Below are 21,617 nucleotides of genomic sequence, written 5' to 3'. Positions count from 1 at the left end.
GAAAAATTTTATTAAATATTTATAATTACCCTGCATGGAAATTAATAGATATGATATATACCTTGATATTGATTTTTATGGAAAAAGGTATACAGGAGAGGAGGATATTACTGTAAATAATCTTGAAAACAGCATACATTTTGATGCCATTGACATTGAAATAAATGAGATTCTATTTAATGGTAATAAATGTAATATAAATAATGATGATAATGGCTTTACAATAAACAACGTTTCAGGCTCAGGCAAATTCCATATAAAGTTCTCTGCAAATGTATCAAGAAGCCTTAAAGGCCTATACCTTGCTGGAAGCGAAAATGAATACATACTCTCAACGCAGTTCGAGGAGTCAGATGCAAGACGTGCATTTCCATGCGTTGACCATCCTGCATATAAATCAGTATTCCATTTAAAAGTTTCAATAGATAAGGAACTAAATGCAATATCGAACATGCCGATAAGATCAGAAAGCATTGAGAAAGACAAAAAAATTATAGATTTCAATGACACGCCAAGAATGTCCTCATATCTCGTTTACATAGGTGTTGGCAGGTTCGATGAACGCTCCGATCTCTATGATGGAAAACGCATCTATTTAACTGCAATGAAGGGTCATTTGGCCCATTCGGATTATCCTATAGAGGTTGCAAAGAAATCACTGAGCTATCTTGAAAATTACACAAATATAAAGTATATGCTGCCAAAACTGCATTTAATCTCAGTTCCTGAATTCGCAGCAGGTGCAATGGAGAACTGGGGTGCAATAACCTTTAGGGAGATACTGTTAAGCATAGACTCGTCAAGTTCAAACAAAAGCTATAAAAGAACCTCCGAGGTAATTACACATGAGCTTGTGCATCAGTGGTTCGGCGACCTTGTTACAATGAAGTGGTGGAACGATCTCTGGCTAAATGAGAGCTTTGCAACGTTCTTTGCATTTAAAACAGTGAATGATACAGAGCCGGAATGGCACTTCTATGAAGATTTTCTTTTGGATCAGACAGACGGTGCATACACAATGGATTCCATTGTGAATTCACATCCTATAAATGCAGAGGTTTCAGATCCCCAGGGCGTTTCCAGGCTTTCATATGAGATAAGATACGGCAAGGGCGCAAACGTTTTAAGGATGCTTGAGGCATACATTGGTGACGATCTCTTTATGAACGGCCTTAGAAACTATCTAAAGAAGTTCTCATACAGCAACGCTGCAGGCTCCGATCTCTGGGCATCCATGGACGCCTCATCGAAAAAGGATATCTCTGGAATGATGAATTTCTGGATCTCAAAGCAGGGATATCCATACATAGAGGTAAAATCCGGCGAAAGATTAAAATTAAGGCAGTCGCAGTTTCTGTTCCTTGAAGATAGGGATGAAACATGGCCAATACCATTATTCATAAACCGCATGTCCGGAACAGAGACATTACTGTTTAATTCAAAGGAGATCGAGCTTGATTCTGATGTTCTATCATTAAATTATAATCATAATGGATTCTACAGGGTATTATACGATGATACAACATATGAGAATATTATAAAGAACATAGATAAAATAAATTCACTGGAACGCTGGGGTCTTGCAAACGATCTCTATGCATTTTTGCTCTCAGGAAAGATCGATTTAAAAACATATTCAAACAGAATTGAATCGTTGAAAAAATTAAATGATGCATTAATAATAGATGAGATATCAAAGCAGTTCTTCAATCTTTATAGCATAACAATGAACCAGTACTTTCTAGATGAATTAAAATTCTATGCGCAGGAAAAAATGGAATTCATAGAGAAAAATAAAAAGAATGACTTTAATTATACCATAGTACTGGCCTCCATTTACGAGAGGCTTGCACATTACGATTTAGAATTCGATAGAAAGCTGCTTTCAGAATACAATGATTATTACAAAACGGATTCAAACTTCAGGCTATCATATCTAATAGCAAGGGCAAGGATAGAGAACAACATTGATTATTTAACAGATATACTGTTAAAGGCAAGCAACGACGAGGATAAAACAAAGGCAATATATGCAATTTCAATGCTCTCAGGCAATGATAATTACAAAAAGATCATGGATCTGGTCTCATCAGGCAGGGTTAAAAAGCAGGATGCAAACTCATTTTTCATAGCAATGTCATACAACAAGGATGCAAGGGAATTTTTAATAGAGAACATGCTTGAGATAATAGATACATTAATGAACATAAAGGCCAGCGTTCTTAGAATAAACAGGACTGTTCAGACAATGATATCATATGCAGGTTTGTATGATCCGGAGAGAGCAAGAAGGGAAGCCTCAAAAATAAAAAATATTGACATAGATGGCGGAATAAAGAAGGGCCTAGAATTCTTAAATGTCTTTGAAAACCTAAACAAAAATATAAAATTATAATTCTATTTCCTTTATATTATAATCCTCTATTGCTGCAAAGAGAACGGCATTAACAAAGTCAAGGTTTTTTGTCTCCTCCTTTGAATTGCCTGGGGCCTTTATAATATACTCCGGATCTATTTTATGTCCTGCAACAGTCTTTAAAATTTTGTTTTTCATCTCAATTGAAACGTCATTGAAGACATCTCTTATAACACGGTATAAATAGCTATCATTTCTTGCATATACTGCATTTACAATAAAATTTGACTTTATTTTATTAATATTGCCAAGGCCATGCTCCAGGAATCTGTAAATTTCATTATCATTTTCTGTATCTATGAATATGTTGTTTATTGAAACATCATAATCATGGAAGTCATCTATGTTTTTTCCTATCTCTATGAACCTCGCCATGTTTTGAATCTTCCTTTTAATGTTCTCAGCCCTTTCATGGTTGCTGTAAACCAGGTATACCATGGCACCGTTTCTTGCAAAGGCCTCGCAAAGTTTATCTGCAACACCAGACTCGCTGGTGATCAAAACCCTTTTTCCCTTAAGATTCATGTGGGCTTATTCCTTTTTTGTATTTTAATCTGCTTATTGAAATAATTATTTAATATTTTTTATAAGCTTTATGGCCACGTTATTTTCATCCTCACTACCAATGGTTATCCTTGAGTAGCCTGGCATAAGTGGCAGCTTCCTTATCATAACACCATTTTTCATCATGTAATCGTATAGATCCTTTTTTAGCAGCAGAAAGTTTGCATCACTTTTAAATGCCATATCTGATATTTCATTGTAAACCCTTGACCTCTCCTTTATTATATAATTTATTCTATCCTCTATTAACTTATAATTGTCAACGGCCAGTCTTACAATACCCTCTGATAATATATTCATGTAGAACGGTGGCATCTTCCTTTTTATGTCCTTAATAATACTGGATTTTGAGATTCCATATCCTATCCTCAGGCCTGCCATTGAAAAGGCCTTTGAAAACGTCCTTAAAAGTATTAAATTATCATAACTGTCAACAAGGCCTTTATAATCGTATCCTGAAAATTCATAATAGGCATTGTCTATTACAACATTCTTGCCAGAATCAAGTATATACTTTATGTCATCGATGTTCTGTAGATTTCCAGTTGGATTATTTGGCGAGCATATTATTACGGTTTCTGCATCTGATTCAACAATTCTTTCCGCGTCAATGTTAAAATCATTTTTTAATGGTACATTAATTAATCTCTTATTGTAATTATTTGCATAGAATGAGTACATCTCAAAGGTCGGCGTGCTTATTAATATGGATTCAGAATTTGATATTATCCTCTCAAGGAGCTCGTCACTGCCATTTCCGGCAATTAGATTATCTGCATCGTATCCCGTTAAATCGGATATTGCATTTAAAAGATCAGGCAATCCCCTTTCTGGATACCTGTTGAAACCAGCCCTTTTTACAAATTCAATGAAATCCTGCTTTATTTTTTCAGGAACATCGAATGGGTTTTCATTCTTATCAAGGAATATCATGGAACATTATTTATTGTTTGTATTTAACCTATGCATTTTAATATGTAGAACATCTTCTACAATAACTTATTTATAGTTATGTATTATTTTTAATAACATGCTTACACAGATATTAAACTTCCTGACCTTGCATCCAGCAGCATACAATCCAAACACGGCCACACTGTTCATAGAGGTATCCGTTGCGGTTTGTGCCCTGGTGGCAATCGGTGCAACAATCATGGTAAAGGAGTTTATAATGAGAAAATAAATTTTTATAAATTAATCTGAAACCACTGTTTTATTTGATTTATTTTTATTTTTAATTGCATCCCTTGGTATTGAATACATGTACATTGTATCTATGGTGCTTAACCACATGAATGGTAACGATACGGCCCAGAGCATTGCAGCGAAGTATAGCTGCTGTGCAATTCCGAATTCAGGATATATTGTAATCTTTGATATTGTTGATATATAAAATATAACAAGGCCTGTCATGCTGAACATCATTGATATAAATTCAACGTATGCCCTTTTAAGTTCTTCAATGTTAATATAAACTATGTATGTTATTATTCCAGATATCAATGAAATAATGTTCATTAAAATAAAAATGCCATAATCTGTGTATGCATATAATGCCATTCCGGGTATGAACCATATAAACATTATAAATGATGCGATGAATATGTATATACCCTTGTTAACAATGTTGCTTATTTTTATATTAATTCCTATTCTGTAAATACCGTATATTAAAAATATGCCTGATATAAATGTTAAAAGGTTCATGCCAAAGAAGAACAGCATCGATGTTTTTTCAAGTTTAAAAATTATTCCTATGGTTTCCGCCACAGGGAATACAAGAACAAAGAACAGTGCAAGCACTGGAAAAATGTTGCTATCCCTTATATTCTTTACACTTGATACCAGTGTTATTCTTGACCTTTTATTCAGGAATATATTTAATATTATATTGCTCATTATTAAAAGTACTATGCTCTCTGTTAAAAGGGCCTCGGATATAACACTGGCAACAACGGCTGCAACTGTTGGCAGCGTTGCCGTAAGTCCCTCGCACTGGCAGCTTAATGCGGATATTCCGCCTGTAAGTGTTGGATTTATCATAGACGCCGTTGAATTTCCCTTAACAATACCAAAGATCAGGAAATAGTTCTCGGCAAGAAGTACTGAAAGAACAATATATAATATTATTGCCTGGATCGATGTTGTTATATTTATATATGCTATCCTTATAATTATTCCATAATAGAAAAAGAATGGGACCTGTGATCTTGCATAATCTGCATATATTGAATCTATAACTATCCTGCTTGGATCCGTTGCCGGAACATAGACAAAGAACCTTGCTATTGAAAACATAATAAAGAAGATCGCAACGAATGTTACACCACGGTAGAAGAGATTTCTATTATTCTGGAAGTACTGATCTAGAACATCTGTATAGAATGCTATAATAACAATATCGAGTATCTCCAGCATTGGTTCATATATATATGTTGTTAAAAGTATAATAAAAGATACAAATCCAAGAAACATGAAATATACATAGACGCGCTCAATCATTTTATTATTTTTCCATATTGATAGCAATGGAAGCATTATGTAAGGTATAAAAACAAAGAATGATTGATACTCAGCAGGGTATAAACTGTTGCTGAAAATATATATTATACCTGAGTACATTGAATATATAAATAAATATAACGTGAAAACCGAGATTATTATACTGTCTATAACGTCTCTTTTCATTCAATTTCCAATTTAACATTGCATAATAAATCTAATTGTAGAAAATGTTCTATAATTAATTATAAAACAATGATCAAAATTACATATTGTTATGAATGAGGTAACTTTTATCATCGGTCTGCTTACAGCAGTACTGATGACCTTATATGTTACAGTCGTTTTCTCATACATAGTTAAATATAGATATGTTGTTTCATTTGCAAAGGTTGCAGCAATAGGAATATTTACAGCGATGATGGCAAGCATGCTAAACTCAATTACATTTTACATAACAACAAAACGTGGCATGCTTGATACCATACTATCATTTGCAATAGGCATGGCATTAATGACACAGCCCCTGGTGGCAACATTTATAGCAGTTATCCATGGTGGTATAGGAAGAAAGGGCTTAACAAGGGGCATCGGTGAGGGTTTTACATTTCTTTTAATATGGAACGAGGTTTCAATGGGTATATTCCTTTATTACCTTTTCAATCCTACAATAGTAAACTTTGATTATTATCATTTACTTTACTCACTTGCATTTGTAACGCCATTAAGCTATGGCATAAACACATTCTATTTTTTAATACCCATGAGCGTGGAGATGATTGTAATCTTCTTTGTTTATAAACCAAAGAGGATGCATAAATACGCATCGATATCAATCTTTCTTATGGATATGTTCTCACCAACACTTCTCGGAAATAATCAGTTTATATTTATAGGTATACTTGGCGAAACCATTATAATGATAATATTTATGATAATCACACTTGAGTACATAGCAGATCATAAAATGCTTCTACCAAGGGATGATGCGCATCACATAAGAATGGTTTTTATAGATTATTTTTTAATGGCCGCAGGTACATTTGTTGGGTCAATTGTGCTTAGACCGTTTGGACTGGCATGGATTCTGCTCGCAATGGCCATAATCTTTGGCATGTACTATTATTTTGACAGTATATTCCGTGAGAGCATAAGCTCTGCATTGGTTCAGAAACATGTAGTAATAAAAAAATATGCATTGAAGGACACAAGACCATTTATGGCCCTTGTTCTTTTACTTTCATTTTTATCGGAATGGCTTCTGGCAGCATCCATGAATTTTTCAATATTTAATTTCAAGCCATATTTTGATATTTATAACACATATAGAGATTACTCGCTTTATTTTGTAAATTCAAAGTACATATATGCCTTTTCAAAGCTTTTTTATCATGTTTATGTTCCGGCAAACTACGGGGTATCAAATTTTTCTATATTTTACCTTGTACGCTTTGGTGGAATATACGTTTTTAAGAATCCGTTTTCATACTTCCTTGCAGGTATATACCTTGTAGGCGAGATAATAAACTCACCCGAGTTTCTTATTATAACAGGCCTTGAAATGGGTGCACTTGTAATATTCCAGATGAAAAAGATAAAGGATCTTGGCAAAAGGGTAAACCTTGGTATTGCACTGGCCGCATATGCAATTTACACAGTACTTGGCCCAAACTTTTTGAATCCTGCATGGTATAATCTATTACCGTTATGGCCAACAACCGGATACGAGGCTGGTATATATCCATACCTTGTTATACCATTGATTGGATCATACGTGCTCTATGCCATTCTTGCCTCTCTATTTGGTAGAAGAGCATACTGTTCAACACTATGTCCATACACAATAATGTACGGTAGCAGCATAGCCCAGGCAATGATACCCTATAATTATGAATCAAGGATTAGCAGAAAGACCATTGGTAAGAAGTTCCAGGACTATCTTTATCCTGTAATCTCAGTGTCATGGGTGTTTGCCATATTTGGCTCCATATTTTCATATTATTACATGAGAACAGGCAGTCTTGGATTTAGCTTTTATGGAATAGACCCGGCGTATCTATATGTAATAGTTTTCTGGGATATACTATTCTATGCATTCTTTATATCAATACCTTTCACCGGAATGAGTCCGTGCAGGCGTTATGGATTCTGCAGTACAGGAACGTTTGTAGGATTGTTTAGCTACCTGGGATTCTTTAAATTAAAGGTTCATGATAAAAATCTATGCAAAACATGTGAGACAAAGGCCTGCGCCGTATCATGTGAGACTGGGCTTGCAGAGATGCCCGGAGAATTTATAAAAAATGGATACTTTAAGAGTTCAAAATGCGTCGGCTCCGGTGATTGCATACGTGCCTGCCCTTACAATAATATATACTTTTATGATTTTAGAACGTTCATAAAAGAGAAAATATTAAAATCAACACATGCATCACAGGAAGATGTGAAGGCTGGATTTAAATGAGGTGTTAATATGTTATCAAATATAATACATTATGATTTTTTGTTTCAAACCGTTCTTGCCTTTATGATAATTATCGTTGGCGGTACCGTTGAGGGATACGGCTATGGCCTGTCCCTTGGGACAAACTGGCCATACACAAGGGATATGCCTGAAAAGGCAAAGACAGGAGACCCAGAGGTATGGCACAGGATACTTGCAACACTGCTTGGCCTAAACTCTCTTGCACTTCTTATTCTTCACTTTGATATAGTTACAATAACGGGCTTTGTATTAATAGTTGGAACAGCCCTGCTTGGCATGGCCACGCTTTACACACTGGCAGGAAAGGCGCCATCCGTGGTTCAGGGTCTTCATGATATACTTGCTTACTCAACAGCGCTTACATATTTAATAGGGTTTACAGGATACTATTCAAATCTTGGATCATTTATATTAAATACAATACCAATATACTTCTTCTTCCTTGTAATATTCATGGGCGGTATGACAACAGGCCAGCGCGGCTTCCAGAAACCAATAGGTTACTTTAAATTTCCAAAGACAAAATCACAGTACATATGGACATTGCATGGAATAAGCGTCTTATTGTTTATAATAATACTATCGATATATTTCTATAATTACAACGTTGCAATACTTATACTTGCAATTCAAATACTTGTTGGGATAATGGTGTTTATCTTTGTTAATAAAAATGCTGCAAGACCAGGCTTTATAGTACCATTACATCAGACAATGACAATACTAATAGTGATATCAATATTCTTCCAGCTGAGCCTGTTCAAAGTGATTTAAAATGATGCGAAAATTTAATAAATCACAGAGAAGAACAATAGGTCTTGTAACAACAACAATTGGCCTCAGAACAATGGGGCTTTTTCTTGTTCTTCCAATTTTTTCCATTTACAGCCATAAATTTACATCATCACTTTTGCTATCGGGCATTGCCCTTGGCGCATATGGTATAACAATGGCACTGTCCCAGACGCCATTTGGCATGCTATCAGATAAAATAGGCAGAAAAAATGTAATATACATGGGTATAGCCACTTTTATAATAGGAAATCTAATATGCGCATTTCCAGATAATATATACGGTTTGATAACTGGAAGACTTCTTGAGGGTATTGGCTCTGTGAGCGCCGCAGGAATAGCACTAATTCATGAAAATGTACCTGAAAATACAAGAAACGTTTCAGACGCATTAATAGGTATAGGCATTGGCGCGTCATTTATGCTTGGCGTTCTTATAGGTCCGGTTCTTGCATCATTTATTGGCTACTCATATGTATTTTTAATAGCCTCCATACTTGGAATAATATCGGCAGTTCCTGTGAGCCTTGTTCATGAAGGATCAAAATATAATAAAAAACCTTTAAAATCACGGATACCTGGTAGACTGGCATTAATATCGTTTATAAGCTTTTTTATATATTTATATATGATTACATTCTATTTTTATCTTCCATTCCTGGCCACAAGGTACTATAAAGTAAGCAATTTTTATGAGTTTCTTATACCAGTTGTGGTTGTTGCTGGCATTATAGGCGTTGGCCTTGCAGAACCGGCTGACAGGGATAAAACAGTACGTTTTTCACTAATATCGTTAATAATACTTTTGATCAGTGCACCTGTATATTTCTATCTGGATTATTTTATGAATAATAACATTGTTTTTATACTCGGTGTGTTTGCATTTTACACAGGTTATATAATAAGTGAGATCGTCTTTCCAACCTTAATAACAAGGCTTGCCTCAAGGGACTCATACGGTGGAAACCTTGGCTTTTACACATCAATGCAGCATGCCGGTGTCTTTTTTGGCGGTCTTATACCTGGATTGATCTCGGTGAATATAAATATAAAGAACATTGACTATATTTCAATAACAATATCATTATTTATAATGATCTCAATAATTGTGCTCTATAAAACAACCGGCTTCAGGGAGATATATAAAAAAAATCCATAAATTTAATTTGAATAACCCCTGTTTTTTGGCCTCTGTGGTGTGCCCCATATGACAACGAGCACTGATGTTATGCCAAGACCTATTATAAAGATCGCAGCACCCAGCATCTCAATGATTATTTTTGGATAAAGCTGGTTATAGATCCCAAGGAATAAAAGTACAGCGCCAGCAAAGAGAAATCCCATACCAATCATTAATTCTGATAGCCTGTCCATACTCACCAGATATAATATATTTCTATTCTATATAAATATTTTTTATTACATTATGAATGTTTATGATACAAAAAAACAAAATTTAAATATTTTTAAATAATATAATCTCATGGCTTCAAAAAATGTTAATAAAATGTTCAGTCTCGGCTTTTTGCCAGTTATGCTAAGTACGGGCAGCATTATAAGCAGCTTTTATCAGGCTGGTTATGCTGTAGACGTTGTGATGCTGCTTGTTGGCATAGGCTTTGTTACTGCACTTGTGATATTAACCAGAAAAAAGAAGAGTGCTTAAATCTATAAAAAAATTAAATTACTTTTGCCAGATAACTTTGTATGCTTGCCGTTGCAACATTTGCTGCCTCAAAATCATTGTTTCTTGTGAGATTAAATACATATTCCGGAGAATAAGTGGAATGTGATGTGCTGTTTATAAAATCATCCGGATCTATTATGTATCCATTGTATATGTAAGAACCATATTTCCCTGTTATAATTATTACCGTGTTTATATGCGGTATTGCACTGAAATTTGCACTTGTGTAATGTGTTCCTGAAATAAGTACATCTGTTGTATATGTCTTTACAACATTGTATATTGATTCAGGAACCATGGACTTTAACCTGTTTAACCCTGAACTTATGCAATTGCTATTATTCGATATATCATTGTAAATGTACTCAGGATAAAATTCAACCTTTATCTTATCGTATGTAAATGTGTAACTTGAATTAAATATCAGTGCCGGCGTTCCAGGCCACTGTAAGAGTGAGGTTGAATTATCAAAGTATGGATTATTTATGTTAATGCCATGTCTTAGCAATAGTTCATACATGGCCCAGGAGTCTGCCGCACCTATTGGGCTTTTATCCCATGTTATAAAATATATTGCATTGGAACCATTTTTTAGAAGATCATTATCCGAGACCTTGCAGTAGTTGTTTATCTCAATGCACTCTGGTTTAGATGCATGGTAAAGGTCATAATCCACAGCAAAAAACGCTATCACAACAAAAACGGCTATGAACAACACGAGGAGTTTATAATTGATATTTGCCATTTTATTAGATTATATAAAATTAATATTTAATTATTATTAATTTCTAAATCCTTCAATTAATGATATTAAATTATCATCTTTTAAATAATTATTCAATTTTTGAAATCGTTAATTTCACCGGTTATCTTATAAAAGTATGAATCGTTTAAAAATAAATATATATAATTTATTCAGAAATAGTTTATTAAATAAATTAAAACGATATAAAATATTTATATTCATTAATTATATGTATTAATATATTACAATATCTTCGAATTTTGTTAAAAATGTTAAAAATAGAATATTTTCTACAATTACATTAAAGTATTAATATGAAATTAAATGAGTATGGAAACTTCTGAAAATCCGAACGGTAAGTATGAGGAATACAACCGTATCTATAATTCAGTGAAGGGCTGGATCTTTACAACAAACCACAAGCAGATAGGCCTTCTTTACATACTTACCTCTCTGTTCTTCTTCATAGGCGGCGGTGTAATGGCACTGCTCATGAGGGTGCAGCTTGCGATACCAAGATATGATCTTGTGAAATACAGCATCTTTTCAGGAAGATTTCTCGATGCACTTCAGTACAATCAGCTGGTTACAATACACGGATTAACCATGCTTATATGGTTTCTTGGGCCTCTAGGTACAGGTTTTGGTATATATTTAATACCGCTGGCTATAGGATCCAGGGATATGATATATCCAAGAATGAATGCTCTTGGTTACTGGCTTTTCCTTTTCAGCGGTATCATGCTATGGTCTGGATTCTTCTTACCTGGTGGAAACCTTGATACAGGCTGGACAGTCTATGAGCCATTAAGCTCATTTAAATTCACACCATATCTTGGGGCTGACACAGCTGCCGCAGCAGTTGTTTTAAGAGGTATCGGTACAATAATAGCCTCAACGGAGATACTTGCAACAATATTCAAGGCCAGGGCAAAAGGCTACAGAATGATGAACTTACCATTATTTGTATGGGCTGTCTTCTGGGTTGCTGCAATATCCTGGTTTGTATTCCCTGAGATAACAGGTTTATTCTTCCTGTTACTGGTTGGAAACCTAATGCATGCATCATACTATATATCAAACTATGGTGGTGCATTAATGTGGGAAAACCTGTTCTGGTACTTTGGCCATCCAGAGGTTTACCTATTGCTATTACCTGGAACAGGGGCAATGTTCGATTATTTATCAAATCTAAACCACAGGCCACCATATCTTAAGAAATGGATGATAGCTGCAATGGGTGCAATATCCGTTGATAGTGTCATGGTTTTCCTGCACCACACATTCATGACCGGTATAGTCTTTGCATGGTTAATGGCAGATAGCATATTCACTGAAACGATATCAATACCAACATCCATGCTTATAGTCGGTTTGATAGCAACAATGATAGGCGGCAGGCACAAATTCCAGACACCGATACTATTCGCTCTGGCCGCATCAACGTCCTTTATGATAGGCGGTGTTTCTGGAGTTACACAGTCATCGCTGGCAATAGATACAATAGTCCATGGAGATTACTATGTGGTTGCACACTTCCACTACTTCATGGTCGGAGTCGCGGTAATGGGATTAATGGGCAATCTATACTATTACTTCCCAAAGTTTACTGGAAGAATGTACAGTGAAAAGCTTGGCAGAATCCACTGGGCATTTGCATATCCAGGAGTGAATATACTATACTTCCCGATGTTCTTCCTGTATGATCTGCCAAGAAGGGTATATACATATCAGTCAGGCTTCGGTTACACAATATTCAATGAGATAGCAACCGCTGGTGCATTCATATTCGGTTTATCATTCCTGATAATGTTTGCCAACTTTGCATGGTCATTAAAGTATGGAGAAAAACTCAAGGATGATAATCCATACAGAGCAAGCGCAGGTTTTGTATGGTTTACATCAAACCCGCCCAAATACTACAACTTTGATTATGAGCCATATGTTGGCGGCAGTGATATGAGGGATCTGCTTTTAGACAAGAACAAGCCAACAAAGATAGAGAAGCCATTGCTATCATCAAGACCACTGTTATTAACAATAGGTTCATTCATAGGCATATTTGGTGCAGTCGTTGCATTAATGGGCTATCCACCATACGCATTTGGCACGTTATATAGATACCTCGGATTCGTAATAATAGCCGTTGGCATAGCAGTATTTGCCTGGGGTGGAGTAGGCTGGTTATACGATGACTACAAGATAAAGGTTCCAACAATATCACCAACATTCAAGGACGAGCCGGTTATGAAGGGTCTAAACAACATGAGGCTTGGCATGCTAATGTTCCTTGCAGGAAACATGATATTCATTGCCACAATGTTCGGTGTCGTTGAATGGTTAAAATTACAGTCTGTATCACCTTATGTTTCAGGCGGTTATTCACCAGATCCTGTTACATGGTTCTTCCCGTCAACATCAACGATATACTTAATAATATCAATAATAGCGATAGGCCTTGCGGCACTCTTCGCCTGGATGTCCCTAAGGGGTGCAATATCAAAGAGCAGAACAAAGAGCGGAACAAACATGGTTATATCAATAATACTATCGATAATATTCATAATAACAACTATATTATCATTACTGTATCTTGGGCCATATACATCAGTAAACTTCTCATCAGTTCATAACAACCCTGTTTCAGCAATGTACTATATAATAACATTCATACAGATAGCCTTCATGATAGGCATAGTTGCAGTTCTTGTAAAGTATGCACTTCAGGTAACAAAACGCGACAGGGTTCTCTGGGGCAGAACGGCAACAGGCATAGACATAGCAATGTGGTTCCTTGCAATGATATTTCTTACGGCTGTGTTTACAGGCATAGGATATATATTTGTTTGAGGTGATAAAATGACAGAGAATAACAATATGAATGTTGAGAATGTAAATAAAAAGATAGAGAATGTAAAATACGTCGAGGAGAACATAGACGAATATCTTGACGAGGATGACATAGAGTACAGAGAAATTGGCATATGGAAGAATCCATATGCCATGGCAATTATAATCATAGCAATATGGTTCTCGCTCTGGCTCTTCATGAACGTCTTTATGGGGAGGTGGTTCTCATAAGCAATGTAAAAAAGGCTGCAATAGCAGTACTGATTGTCGCCATAGTATTGATAGCGGCATTTGCACTTACAGTTGCATTATATCACCCGATGAATACCGTTATGTCCGATGGCCAGAAGGTTTCAAATGGTTACATAGCCTATAATAAAAACAGCTCTGTTCCAACCGCATATATACATTTATGCAACTGGGGCGTTGGCAATGGCCATTCAAATGCATACCCATTTAACTTTAATGGAACATCATATGGTGCCATGACAATATATCTGCCGGCGCACATAAACGTAAAGCTAACATTAACAGATTATGAGGTTAAGCCGCACACACTTAAAATAGAGTTACCATATCCATCACAGTGGGCGCGTGGTCCAATATGGGCCCATACAAGTGTTCATGTGCAGAAGGTTATAAACAGCACAGGAGTTGTTTTACCTATATGGTATGGAAATACCGCACATTCAAGGTCAATATGGTGGAACAATACGGAACCAGGTAAATACTGGCTTGTCTGTGGATTAACAACACACGCTGAGGCAGGTATGTACATATATGTAATAGTCAGCTCATCAATAACAAAGCCATATTATACAATAAAATGAGGTGAAAAAATGAGTGGTTTAATATTAGGTATAACCCCGGATGTATATCACCTAATACCAAAGGGATCAATAAGCGGTGATTTAATCACATCAATATTCCTGGCATATATACTGCCCGGAATTGTCATAGGCGCAGGCTTTGCCTTCTGGTACATCTATGTATTCATAAGGAACTGGGATCATATAAAGAAAAAACCAGAGGAACATGAGGATGATATGAGGCCTGGCAGAATAGAGGCAATAGAGCGCGGCAATAAAACACTGTTTAAGGTGTTTGTGCTCTTTGTTGTATTAATCCTGCTATCATTAATGGTCTACGATCTGCCACCGGCATACGGCGTCAGGGTTGCCGGAGCAGCTCCAAGCGCACCGACAGATAACCATCATTACATGTATATAGATGTCATAGGCTACCAGTGGCAGTGGATATTTATATATCCAAATGGTTCATCAACAAGGCACTTCGCAGTGCTTCCAGCAGATACGCCAATACAGTTCAATGTTACCAGTGTTGATGTCATGCATTCGTTCTATCTAATTAATGTAACAAAGGTCGATGCATTCCCAGGTCATTATAATTTCATATGGACCAATATAACAACGCCCGGTCTTTACTACTTTGAGTGCGTTGAGCTCTGCGGTCTCGGCCATGCACACATGAGGGGCCCTGTTGCAGTAATACCATTAAAGCAGTGGGAGCAGTGGGAATCAAAGCAGAAGCCTGGTGAGATGAACCAGACATTTGATTTCTTTGGCATATGCCAGTCATATGGTGGCAACAGATACGACGGTGGAATAACACCCACACCGCCATCTGCCGGTGATTAAATAATTTTTTATTTTTATATAAAAATCTTAGGTGATTTACAATGTCCATGGCATCACAGATAATGAAGATAACAAAGCTTGAAATAACGATTTTAATCGATATCGTTGCCATAGCCGCCTTTCTGGCAGTTCCAGGCAGCACCAATCATATCTACGACCTTTTAATATTAATATTTGCTGGAACACTTGCATCCATGTCTGCAAGCATATTTAATAACATATATGATATGGATATAGACCCAAAGATGAAAAGAACATCATCAAGGTCTCAGATACTAAATGCAAATACAAGATCATTGTTCTTTATAATTGCCACAGCCATGGTCTTATTATCATTTGTAACAAGTTTTATTTTATTAAATCCTGTTACATCCGCCTTTATACTTGGAGGCTTTGCAAGCTATGTTCTTTTATACACAATAATATTGAAAAGAAGAACATCCTTAAATATTGTTATAGGCGGTATAGCAGGGAGCTTTCCAGCACTGGCTGGCTGGGCATCCATAACAGGTTCAGTATCAGCAACATCTCTTTTTATAGCCTTTCTTGTCTTCATGTGGACACCAACGCACTTCTGGAATTTATCAGTAAACAACGTTGATGATTACAAAAAATCAAATATACCAATGCTACCGGCAGTTGTTGGCATAAAAAGAACAGAATTCTGGATAATGGTAAACACATCGATACTGGTTATATACTCAATTTTACCGCTATTCATAAAGGAAATACACGTTGGCCTGCTATACATGCCAATGGCAGCGGTAATGGATGCATTGTTAATATACTACGTGGCCAGGCCAATGATAAACAATTACAACAAAAAGGACTTTAAAAAGGCATTTCATTTTTCAAATATGTACATGCTAATGCTTTTAATAGGCATAATGTTAATTCTTGTAAAATTTTAAAAATAAATAAATACAATATTTTTATTCATTAGCATGACGAGGGCTGTTTGCCTTTTATCAGGCGGTCTGGATTCGCCAACGGTTCTTGCATACGCTCTAAGCAATGGCTATGAGGTTTTTCCATTATCCTTTGATTATGGTCAGAGGCATAAAAAGGAACTTGAAAGCTCAAAAAAGATATGCGATTACTATCATTTGAATTTAAAGATAATAAAAATTGATTTAAGAGCCATAGGGCATTCAGCGTTAACTGATAACATCGATGTTCCAGAGAACGATTTAAAAAGCATAGGTAATGATATACCTGTAACTTATGTACCTGCAAGGAATACAATATTTTTAAGCATAGCTGCGGCCTATGCCGAGACATTAAATGCAAATGAAATATTTATTGGTGCAAACGCCATAGATTATTCTGGCTATCCTGACTGCAGGCCTGAATATTTTAATAAAATGGAGGAGGCGCTTTCCCTTGGAACATCCATTGGATTAAGGAATGGAATAAAGATAAATGTGCCGCTACAGTATCTAACAAAATCTGATATAGTAAAACTTGGAAGGAAATTAAAAGTTCCATATAAATTAACATGGTCATGCTATAATGGAAGGGAAAAGGCCTGTGGAAAATGCGATTCATGCCTATTAAGATTAAAGGGCTTCATGGAGGCTGGTGATTTTGATGACATAGAATATGAGGATTATCCAGAATTCTATAAAACATACCTAAAAAATAAACATTTTGATAAATTTTAATTGTTTTTTAAAAATTTTTAAATATTTTGTTTTCATTTTTGAAAATATGGATACTATAGATCCTATAATAAATCAGCTTAACAACAAGAATACAGGCAAGTTTTACTGGTCTGTGACAGTACTTGCAACGATAGGTGGCTTTCTATTTGGATATGATACATCGAACATTGGTACGGATCTTGAATTTATACCATTTTATTCATCGCATTTAAATCCATTTATAACAGGGTACCTTGTTTCAGGGGCCTCACTTGGTGCTGCCGTTGGGGCACTGATAGCGGCGGTGCTCACCGATAGATACGGAAGAAAATATCTTCTAATAGCCGATGCACTTATATACTCAATAGGTGCAATACTCTCAGGTTTAAGCATAGATATTATTATGCTGATAATATCAAGGACCTTTATAGGTATAGCCGTTGGTGCTGACTCTGCAATTGCAACTGCATATATAGCAGAATATGCCCCAAAGGAAAAGCGTGGCCGTTTATCAATACTTCAGCAGTGGATGATAACAATAGGCATCCTTGGTGCATATCTAATAGGCATGCTTGTATTCTTCATTGCACCGGGTCTTGCCTATGCCGTTGACTGGAGAATCCTGCTAGGGGTTGCGGCCATTCCGTCTTTAATAGGCCTTGCCTTTAGACTTTACATGCCTGAGTCACCCAGGTGGCTCATATTGCATGAAAAATTTGACAAGGCAGTTGACGCATTGAAAAAATTTGGAATAGATGCAACGATGGAGCAGATAAAAAGGACATACAGCTATCTCAGAGCAACAGAAACAAGAATAAAGGAAACGGCAGGAATAAAAAGGGCCTTTGTCATTGTTGCGCTGTTCATGATGTTCCAGCAGATTACAGGTATAAACGTACCGTTTTATTACGGGCCTGTTATTATATCAAAGCTGCACCTGTTTCCAAGCGTATCTGGAATATACTCAACGGTATATGCCATAGGTGCATCTGCGATACTTGCAATTATAAACGTTCTGGCAACTTACATTGGCTTTAGATTAATAGATACACATGGAAGGAGATCACTGGCATTGATGGGCTATGCAGGTATGGCCTTCTTTGACTTCATCGGCACGATATTATATTTAATGCACTTTTCCATAGGCCTATTAATTGGCTTTGCGGGCTTTATAATATTCTTTGCCTTTGGCGTTGGTGGAACGGGCTGGATAATCCAGGGTGAGTACTTCCCAACAAGGTACCGTGGCCTCTTTGCATCATTAATAGCCTTTGTTGACTGGATATCAAACTTTGCAATAATAGAGATCTTTCCATACATGGATAAAACAATAGGCATAGGATACACAATGCTCATCTTTGGTGTTCTTTCAGTTATGGCATTTATAACGTTCTTTATGATAATGCCTGTAACAAGGGGAAAATCAGTAGAGGATATAACAGAGATGTTCGAGGATAATCCATTGCTGGGCGTTAAGGAGGCATCAAAGGTTACAGATGTAAATAAATCTGAAACAAGATAAATTTAATTATCTATTTTGCATTATTAATTATGTTTCCAGTTACAAGGATGAGAAGGTACAGGCTGAATGAAAATATAAGGGACATTTTTAAGGAAACTGTTATAAGAACTGAAAAATTAATAATGCCTGTTTTTGTTGATGAAACTGAAAAAGATAAAAGGGAAATAGATTCAATGCCAGGGATTTATAGATACTCACTGGATTCATATGAGGATTATATAAAATATCTTGAGGAAATCGGTGTAAAAAACGTTATACTGTTCGGAATACCGGCCCATAAGGATTCAACCGGTTCATCATCATATGACAGGAATGGAATAATACAGAGGGCCATTAGAATAGCAAAGGATAATACAAGATTAAATGTCATAGCTGATCTTTGCCTTTGTGAATACACAGATACAGGCCACTGTGGAATAATAAAGGATAATTATATAGATAACGATGCGACGTTATATATTTATCAAAAGGAGGCTCTTAGCTATGCGGATGCCGGTGTTGATATAATAGCACCAAGCGGCATGATGGACGGCCAGGTAAAGGCCATAAGGGAGATACTGGATAAAAACGATTATAAAAACACAATTATAATGGCATACAGTGCAAAGTTTGCATCAAATCTCTACGGTCCATTCAGGGATGCTGCAGATTCGACACCACAGTTTGGGGACAGAAAATCATACCAGATGGATTATCACAATGGAAACGAGGCCATCAGGGAGGTCGATCTTGATGTAAAGGAGGGTGCAGATATTGTTATGGTAAAACCAGGGTTATTCTATCTTGATATAATAAACAGGGTAAAATCCATATATAAAATGCCGGTTGCAACATACAGTGTAAGCGGTGAATACTCAATGATAAAAAATGCAATAAAATCAGGTCTTTTGAATGCTGATGCAAGGGACGAGGCACTAACTTCACTGTTCAGGGCTGGATCGGATTTAGTGATAACTTATTTTGCGGAGGAATATATAAAAGATCACTGATCCTGTAAACCTTGTTATTTTTTACCATGTAGTTTGAATATCCAAGATTGTTTTTATAGTACGCAACCATTCTTACAACAAAATTTGATGGAATTTTTTCACCACGCACCGGCATCAATTTTATTGTTACTGTCTCACCTGGATACACAATGGTCTTATTCTCGTTAAATATTATCCCATTGTAATTTGTCTGATTTATTATACCTCTAAATAGAATCTCCGTTGGAACCTTTCCGGTATATGTTACAGTAACATATATAAATGTTGAGTTATCCCCCCGTTCCAAAGATAGCGAATCAAAATGCACGGTGTTTTCGTGCAGTATATTTACAGGGATAAATACAATTATTAAAACCAAAAGTATTGAAAATGCATATGTTGATACCCTTTTAACGGTCTTTAAATCTATTCTTATTTTCCTTGCGTATGGAACAGACTCAAGACCAATTATTGATATTATTGGCCAGTATGTAAAATACTGTAAGAGCACACGGTAGTTAAAGAACATAATCAGTACCGGAAAAACAAAAAGTGCATATTTAAACTCATCATATCTCATTATATACAAAATAAGAAATAATATAATTGATCCAAAGAATGCAATTGAAAAGAACAGTTTTGGTATGTATGCATATCCAAGAAATGATATCTGTGATATGCCATAACCTATGCCGTATATATCAAGTATTTCGGGTGCCAGCACGGCCTTTATGTAATGTACCGGCGAGAGATATATAAAATAGCCGTTTATTAACAGGAAGACCATTATTATAAATGATACCCATTTGGCTGCAGCCTTAAGTCCACTCTCCCTGTAAATCATGTAAAGCATGAATGGAAATATTATGGCAGGGAACTGCTTCGCTGAAACTGCAAGGCCGAAGAATATCCCTGAAAGGCCTATATTTTTGTTAATATAATAATATGAAATCATTAGCATGGATGCCCATAGTATGCCTATCAAAGCTGCATATGAAACATAGAGGAATGGTATGTTTATTAAAAGCGACATCATGGCAAAAAGTGCAAGTTTTTTATTTTCAATGCTTTTATATATTAATATAAAAGGTATTATTGAAAGTCCGGATATTATTGTATATGAGAATCTTCCAATGTATTTATATGGCAGGTAAACAATAAAGGCCAGTGCAGGGTAATCCATTATATGCACGTAGCCACCTGTCATTATCGGTGTTGAATAATCAAGGTTAAAATTGCTAAAGTATGAAAATAAACCGGACATGTTTTCAGGTATATATGGATTTTTACCAGACAGGAATTTCATTGATGCATATGAATCTATTATGTATTCGTCGCCTATACCATATTTTATAAATATATTTGCTAATATAATGCCTGAAAATGTTACCAGGGTTATTATTGTATATATTAATACAGGATTCCTTAATCTTTCAAATCCTGAATATATGCTGTTATTCCTAAATTTATATATCATGTAGATAAAGAATGCGGAGATTCCTGTTAAGATAATTATCTTATAATAAATATAAAGTGGCAAAAACGTTATTGTTGCAAAAACCATTATAAAACCTGTTATTATAAAGATTTCCTCATAGTTTATCTTTTTTGTTTCAATATTTATATTTGATATAAACAAAAAGATAAATGATAGTATAATTGAAAGGCTTTCAAGTATTATTGCATATATGTTAAGGTAGCCAAAGAAACCAAACAGTATTAATGGAATTATAAAGAACAGGATCGAAATCTCATTGACTGTAATCCTCTCATTTGGAGACATAT

At 35.7% G+C, this 21,617-nt stretch carries 20 protein-coding genes; 14 read left to right on the top strand and 6 right to left on the bottom strand.

Features of this window, described 5'->3' with window-relative positions; translation table 11 throughout:
- The first annotated feature begins 34 nt into the window (after positions 1-34).
- On the top strand, positions 35-2,395 hold the full coding sequence (locus tag B8780_RS04780; RefSeq protein ID WP_084272843.1) for a M1 family metallopeptidase: 2,361 nt from the start codon (positions 35-37) through the stop codon (positions 2,393-2,395).
- Here the strand turns inward: B8780_RS04780 and B8780_RS04775 are convergent.
- Together B8780_RS04775 and B8780_RS04770 are read right to left on the bottom strand one after the other, a co-directional pair.
- The gene (locus B8780_RS04775) at positions 2,390-2,941 is read right to left on the bottom strand and encodes a Rossmann-fold NAD(P)-binding domain-containing protein (protein WP_011178097.1); all 552 of its coding nucleotides are present in this window, start codon (positions 2,939-2,941) and stop codon (positions 2,390-2,392) included. The genes B8780_RS04780 and B8780_RS04775 overlap by 6 nt on opposite strands.
- Before the next feature lie 45 nt (positions 2,942-2,986).
- The gene (locus B8780_RS04770) at positions 2,987-3,913 is read right to left on the bottom strand and encodes a pyridoxal phosphate-dependent aminotransferase (RefSeq protein WP_084272842.1); all 927 of its coding nucleotides are present in this window, start codon (positions 3,911-3,913) and stop codon (positions 2,987-2,989) included.
- A 97-nt stretch (positions 3,914-4,010) separates the two neighbouring features.
- On the opposite strand from B8780_RS04770, the gene B8780_RS08120 reads away from it, so the two are divergent.
- Positions 4,011-4,163: a hypothetical protein gene (locus B8780_RS08120; RefSeq protein WP_153274140.1), complete on the top strand. Its 153-nt coding sequence runs from the start codon at positions 4,011-4,013 to the stop codon at positions 4,161-4,163.
- 11 nt (positions 4,164-4,174) lie between these two features.
- Here the strand turns inward: B8780_RS08120 and B8780_RS04765 are convergent, their stop codons facing one another.
- On the bottom strand, positions 4,175-5,668 hold the full coding sequence (locus tag B8780_RS04765; RefSeq protein ID WP_084272841.1) for a hypothetical protein: 1,494 nt from the start codon (positions 5,666-5,668) through the stop codon (positions 4,175-4,177).
- Positions 5,669-5,759: 91 nt separating this feature from the next.
- On the opposite strand from B8780_RS04765, the gene B8780_RS04760 reads away from it, so the two are divergent.
- From B8780_RS04760 to B8780_RS04750, 3 genes are read left to right on the top strand one after another with little or no spacing between them, the layout of a single operon-like run.
- Positions 5,760-7,946 (top strand): 4Fe-4S binding protein, encoded by a 2,187-nt coding sequence (locus B8780_RS04760; RefSeq protein ID WP_011178100.1) that lies wholly within the window; start codon positions 5,760-5,762, stop codon positions 7,944-7,946.
- 9 nt (positions 7,947-7,955) lie between these two features.
- Entirely contained in the window at positions 7,956-8,741 is a 786-nt protein-coding gene (locus B8780_RS04755) for a hypothetical protein (protein ID WP_011178101.1), read from the top strand.
- A 1-nt stretch (position 8,742) separates the two neighbouring features.
- On the top strand, positions 8,743-9,918 hold the full coding sequence (locus tag B8780_RS04750) for an MFS transporter (RefSeq protein ID WP_084272840.1): 1,176 nt from the start codon (positions 8,743-8,745) through the stop codon (positions 9,916-9,918).
- Positions 9,919-9,920: 2 nt separating this feature from the next.
- Here B8780_RS04750 and B8780_RS04745 read toward each other — a convergent pair whose 3' ends face one another.
- Positions 9,921-10,139 carry a hypothetical protein gene (locus B8780_RS04745; protein WP_153274141.1) on the bottom strand — a complete coding sequence of 73 codons (219 nt, stop codon included), beginning with the start codon at positions 10,137-10,139 and terminating at the stop codon, positions 9,921-9,923.
- 103 nt (positions 10,140-10,242) lie between these two features.
- On the opposite strand from B8780_RS04745, the gene B8780_RS04740 reads away from it, so the two are divergent.
- Complete coding sequence (locus tag B8780_RS04740) at positions 10,243-10,425, top strand: hypothetical protein (RefSeq protein ID WP_084272839.1); 183 nt, start codon at positions 10,243-10,245, stop codon at positions 10,423-10,425.
- 13 nt (positions 10,426-10,438) lie between these two features.
- Here B8780_RS04740 and B8780_RS04735 read toward each other — a convergent pair whose 3' ends face one another.
- A complete protein-coding gene (locus B8780_RS04735) occupies positions 10,439-11,191 on the bottom strand; it encodes a DUF929 domain-containing protein (RefSeq protein WP_084272838.1) in 753 nt (250 codons plus the stop codon).
- A gap of 324 nt (positions 11,192-11,515) precedes the next feature.
- Here B8780_RS04735 and B8780_RS04730 point away from each other — a divergent pair, with 324 nt between their 5' ends.
- From B8780_RS04730 to hemB, 8 genes are read left to right on the top strand one after another with little or no spacing between them, the layout of a single operon-like run.
- The gene (locus B8780_RS04730; RefSeq protein ID WP_084272837.1) at positions 11,516-14,041 is read left to right on the top strand and encodes a cytochrome c oxidase subunit I; all 2,526 of its coding nucleotides are present in this window, start codon (positions 11,516-11,518) and stop codon (positions 14,039-14,041) included.
- A 9-nt stretch (positions 14,042-14,050) separates the two neighbouring features.
- Complete coding sequence (locus B8780_RS08115) at positions 14,051-14,272, top strand: hypothetical protein (RefSeq protein ID WP_153274219.1); 222 nt, start codon at positions 14,051-14,053, stop codon at positions 14,270-14,272.
- On the top strand, positions 14,260-14,871 hold the full coding sequence (locus B8780_RS04725) for a sulfocyanin (RefSeq protein ID WP_236719390.1): 612 nt from the start codon (positions 14,260-14,262) through the stop codon (positions 14,869-14,871). Before B8780_RS08115 ends, B8780_RS04725 begins: the two co-directional genes overlap by 13 nt.
- Positions 14,872-14,880: 9 nt before the next feature.
- Positions 14,881-15,699, top strand: a complete 819-nt coding sequence (locus B8780_RS04720; protein ID WP_011178107.1) for a cytochrome c oxidase subunit II — start codon at positions 14,881-14,883, stop codon at positions 15,697-15,699.
- A 41-nt stretch (positions 15,700-15,740) separates the two neighbouring features.
- Positions 15,741-16,610, top strand: a complete 870-nt coding sequence (gene cyoE, locus B8780_RS04715) for a heme o synthase (RefSeq protein WP_084272835.1) — start codon at positions 15,741-15,743, stop codon at positions 16,608-16,610.
- Positions 16,611-16,643: 33 nt separating this feature from the next.
- Entirely contained in the window at positions 16,644-17,363 is a 720-nt protein-coding gene (gene queC / locus B8780_RS04710) for a 7-cyano-7-deazaguanine synthase QueC (protein WP_084272834.1), read from the top strand.
- 46 nt (positions 17,364-17,409) lie between these two features.
- Positions 17,410-18,864, top strand: a complete 1,455-nt coding sequence (locus tag B8780_RS04705) for a sugar porter family MFS transporter (RefSeq protein WP_084272833.1) — start codon at positions 17,410-17,412, stop codon at positions 18,862-18,864.
- Positions 18,865-18,893: 29 nt separating this feature from the next.
- On the top strand, positions 18,894-19,853 hold the full coding sequence (hemB, locus tag B8780_RS04700) for a porphobilinogen synthase (protein WP_084272832.1): 960 nt from the start codon (positions 18,894-18,896) through the stop codon (positions 19,851-19,853).
- Here the strand turns inward: hemB and B8780_RS04695 are convergent.
- The gene (locus B8780_RS04695) at positions 19,792-21,615 is read right to left on the bottom strand and encodes a hypothetical protein (protein ID WP_153274218.1); all 1,824 of its coding nucleotides are present in this window, start codon (positions 21,613-21,615) and stop codon (positions 19,792-19,794) included. The genes hemB and B8780_RS04695 overlap by 62 nt on opposite strands.
- Between the last annotated feature and the right edge of the window lie 2 nt (positions 21,616-21,617).

Origin of the sequence: Picrophilus oshimae DSM 9789 (genome assembly GCF_900176435.1) — an archaeon.
GTDB lineage: Archaea > Thermoplasmatota > Thermoplasmata > Thermoplasmatales > Thermoplasmataceae > Picrophilus > Picrophilus oshimae.
Note: the sequence above shows the minus strand (reverse complement) of the source record. Positions and strands in the feature narration are given on the sequence as shown.

What these genes read in the sequence shown, in the direction of transcription:
- B8780_RS04775 (WP_011178097.1), bottom strand. Translation starts at nt 2,941, where the DNA reads ATGAATCTTAAGGGAAAAAGGGTTTTGATCACCAGCGAGTCTGGTGTT.
- B8780_RS08120 (WP_153274140.1), top strand. Translation starts at nt 4,011, where the DNA reads ATGCTTACACAGATATTAAACTTCCTGACCTTGCATCCAGCAGCATAC.
- queC (WP_084272834.1), top strand. Translation starts at nt 16,644, where the DNA reads ATGACGAGGGCTGTTTGCCTTTTATCAGGCGGTCTGGATTCGCCAACG.
- cyoE (WP_084272835.1), top strand. Translation starts at nt 15,741, where the DNA reads ATGTCCATGGCATCACAGATAATGAAGATAACAAAGCTTGAAATAACG.
- B8780_RS04735 (WP_084272838.1), bottom strand. Translation starts at nt 11,191, where the DNA reads ATGGCAAATATCAATTATAAACTCCTCGTGTTGTTCATAGCCGTTTTT.
- B8780_RS08115 (WP_153274219.1), top strand. Translation starts at nt 14,051, where the DNA reads ATGACAGAGAATAACAATATGAATGTTGAGAATGTAAATAAAAAGATA.
- B8780_RS04760 (WP_011178100.1), top strand. Translation starts at nt 5,760, where the DNA reads ATGAATGAGGTAACTTTTATCATCGGTCTGCTTACAGCAGTACTGATG.
- B8780_RS04765 (WP_084272841.1), bottom strand. Translation starts at nt 5,668, where the DNA reads ATGAAAAGAGACGTTATAGACAGTATAATAATCTCGGTTTTCACGTTA.
- B8780_RS04780 (WP_084272843.1), top strand. Translation starts at nt 35, where the DNA reads ATGGAAATTAATAGATATGATATATACCTTGATATTGATTTTTATGGA.
- B8780_RS04705 (WP_084272833.1), top strand. Translation starts at nt 17,410, where the DNA reads ATGGATACTATAGATCCTATAATAAATCAGCTTAACAACAAGAATACA.
- B8780_RS04755 (WP_011178101.1), top strand. Translation starts at nt 7,956, where the DNA reads ATGTTATCAAATATAATACATTATGATTTTTTGTTTCAAACCGTTCTT.
- B8780_RS04750 (WP_084272840.1), top strand. Translation starts at nt 8,743, where the DNA reads ATGATGCGAAAATTTAATAAATCACAGAGAAGAACAATAGGTCTTGTA.
- B8780_RS04720 (WP_011178107.1), top strand. Translation starts at nt 14,881, where the DNA reads ATGAGTGGTTTAATATTAGGTATAACCCCGGATGTATATCACCTAATA.
- B8780_RS04740 (WP_084272839.1), top strand. Translation starts at nt 10,243, where the DNA reads ATGGCTTCAAAAAATGTTAATAAAATGTTCAGTCTCGGCTTTTTGCCA.
- B8780_RS04770 (WP_084272842.1), bottom strand. Translation starts at nt 3,913, where the DNA reads ATGATATTCCTTGATAAGAATGAAAACCCATTCGATGTTCCTGAAAAA.
- B8780_RS04730 (WP_084272837.1), top strand. Translation starts at nt 11,516, where the DNA reads ATGAGTATGGAAACTTCTGAAAATCCGAACGGTAAGTATGAGGAATAC.
- B8780_RS04695 (WP_153274218.1), bottom strand. Translation starts at nt 21,615, where the DNA reads ATGTCTCCAAATGAGAGGATTACAGTCAATGAGATTTCGATCCTGTTC.
- hemB (WP_084272832.1), top strand. Translation starts at nt 18,894, where the DNA reads ATGTTTCCAGTTACAAGGATGAGAAGGTACAGGCTGAATGAAAATATA.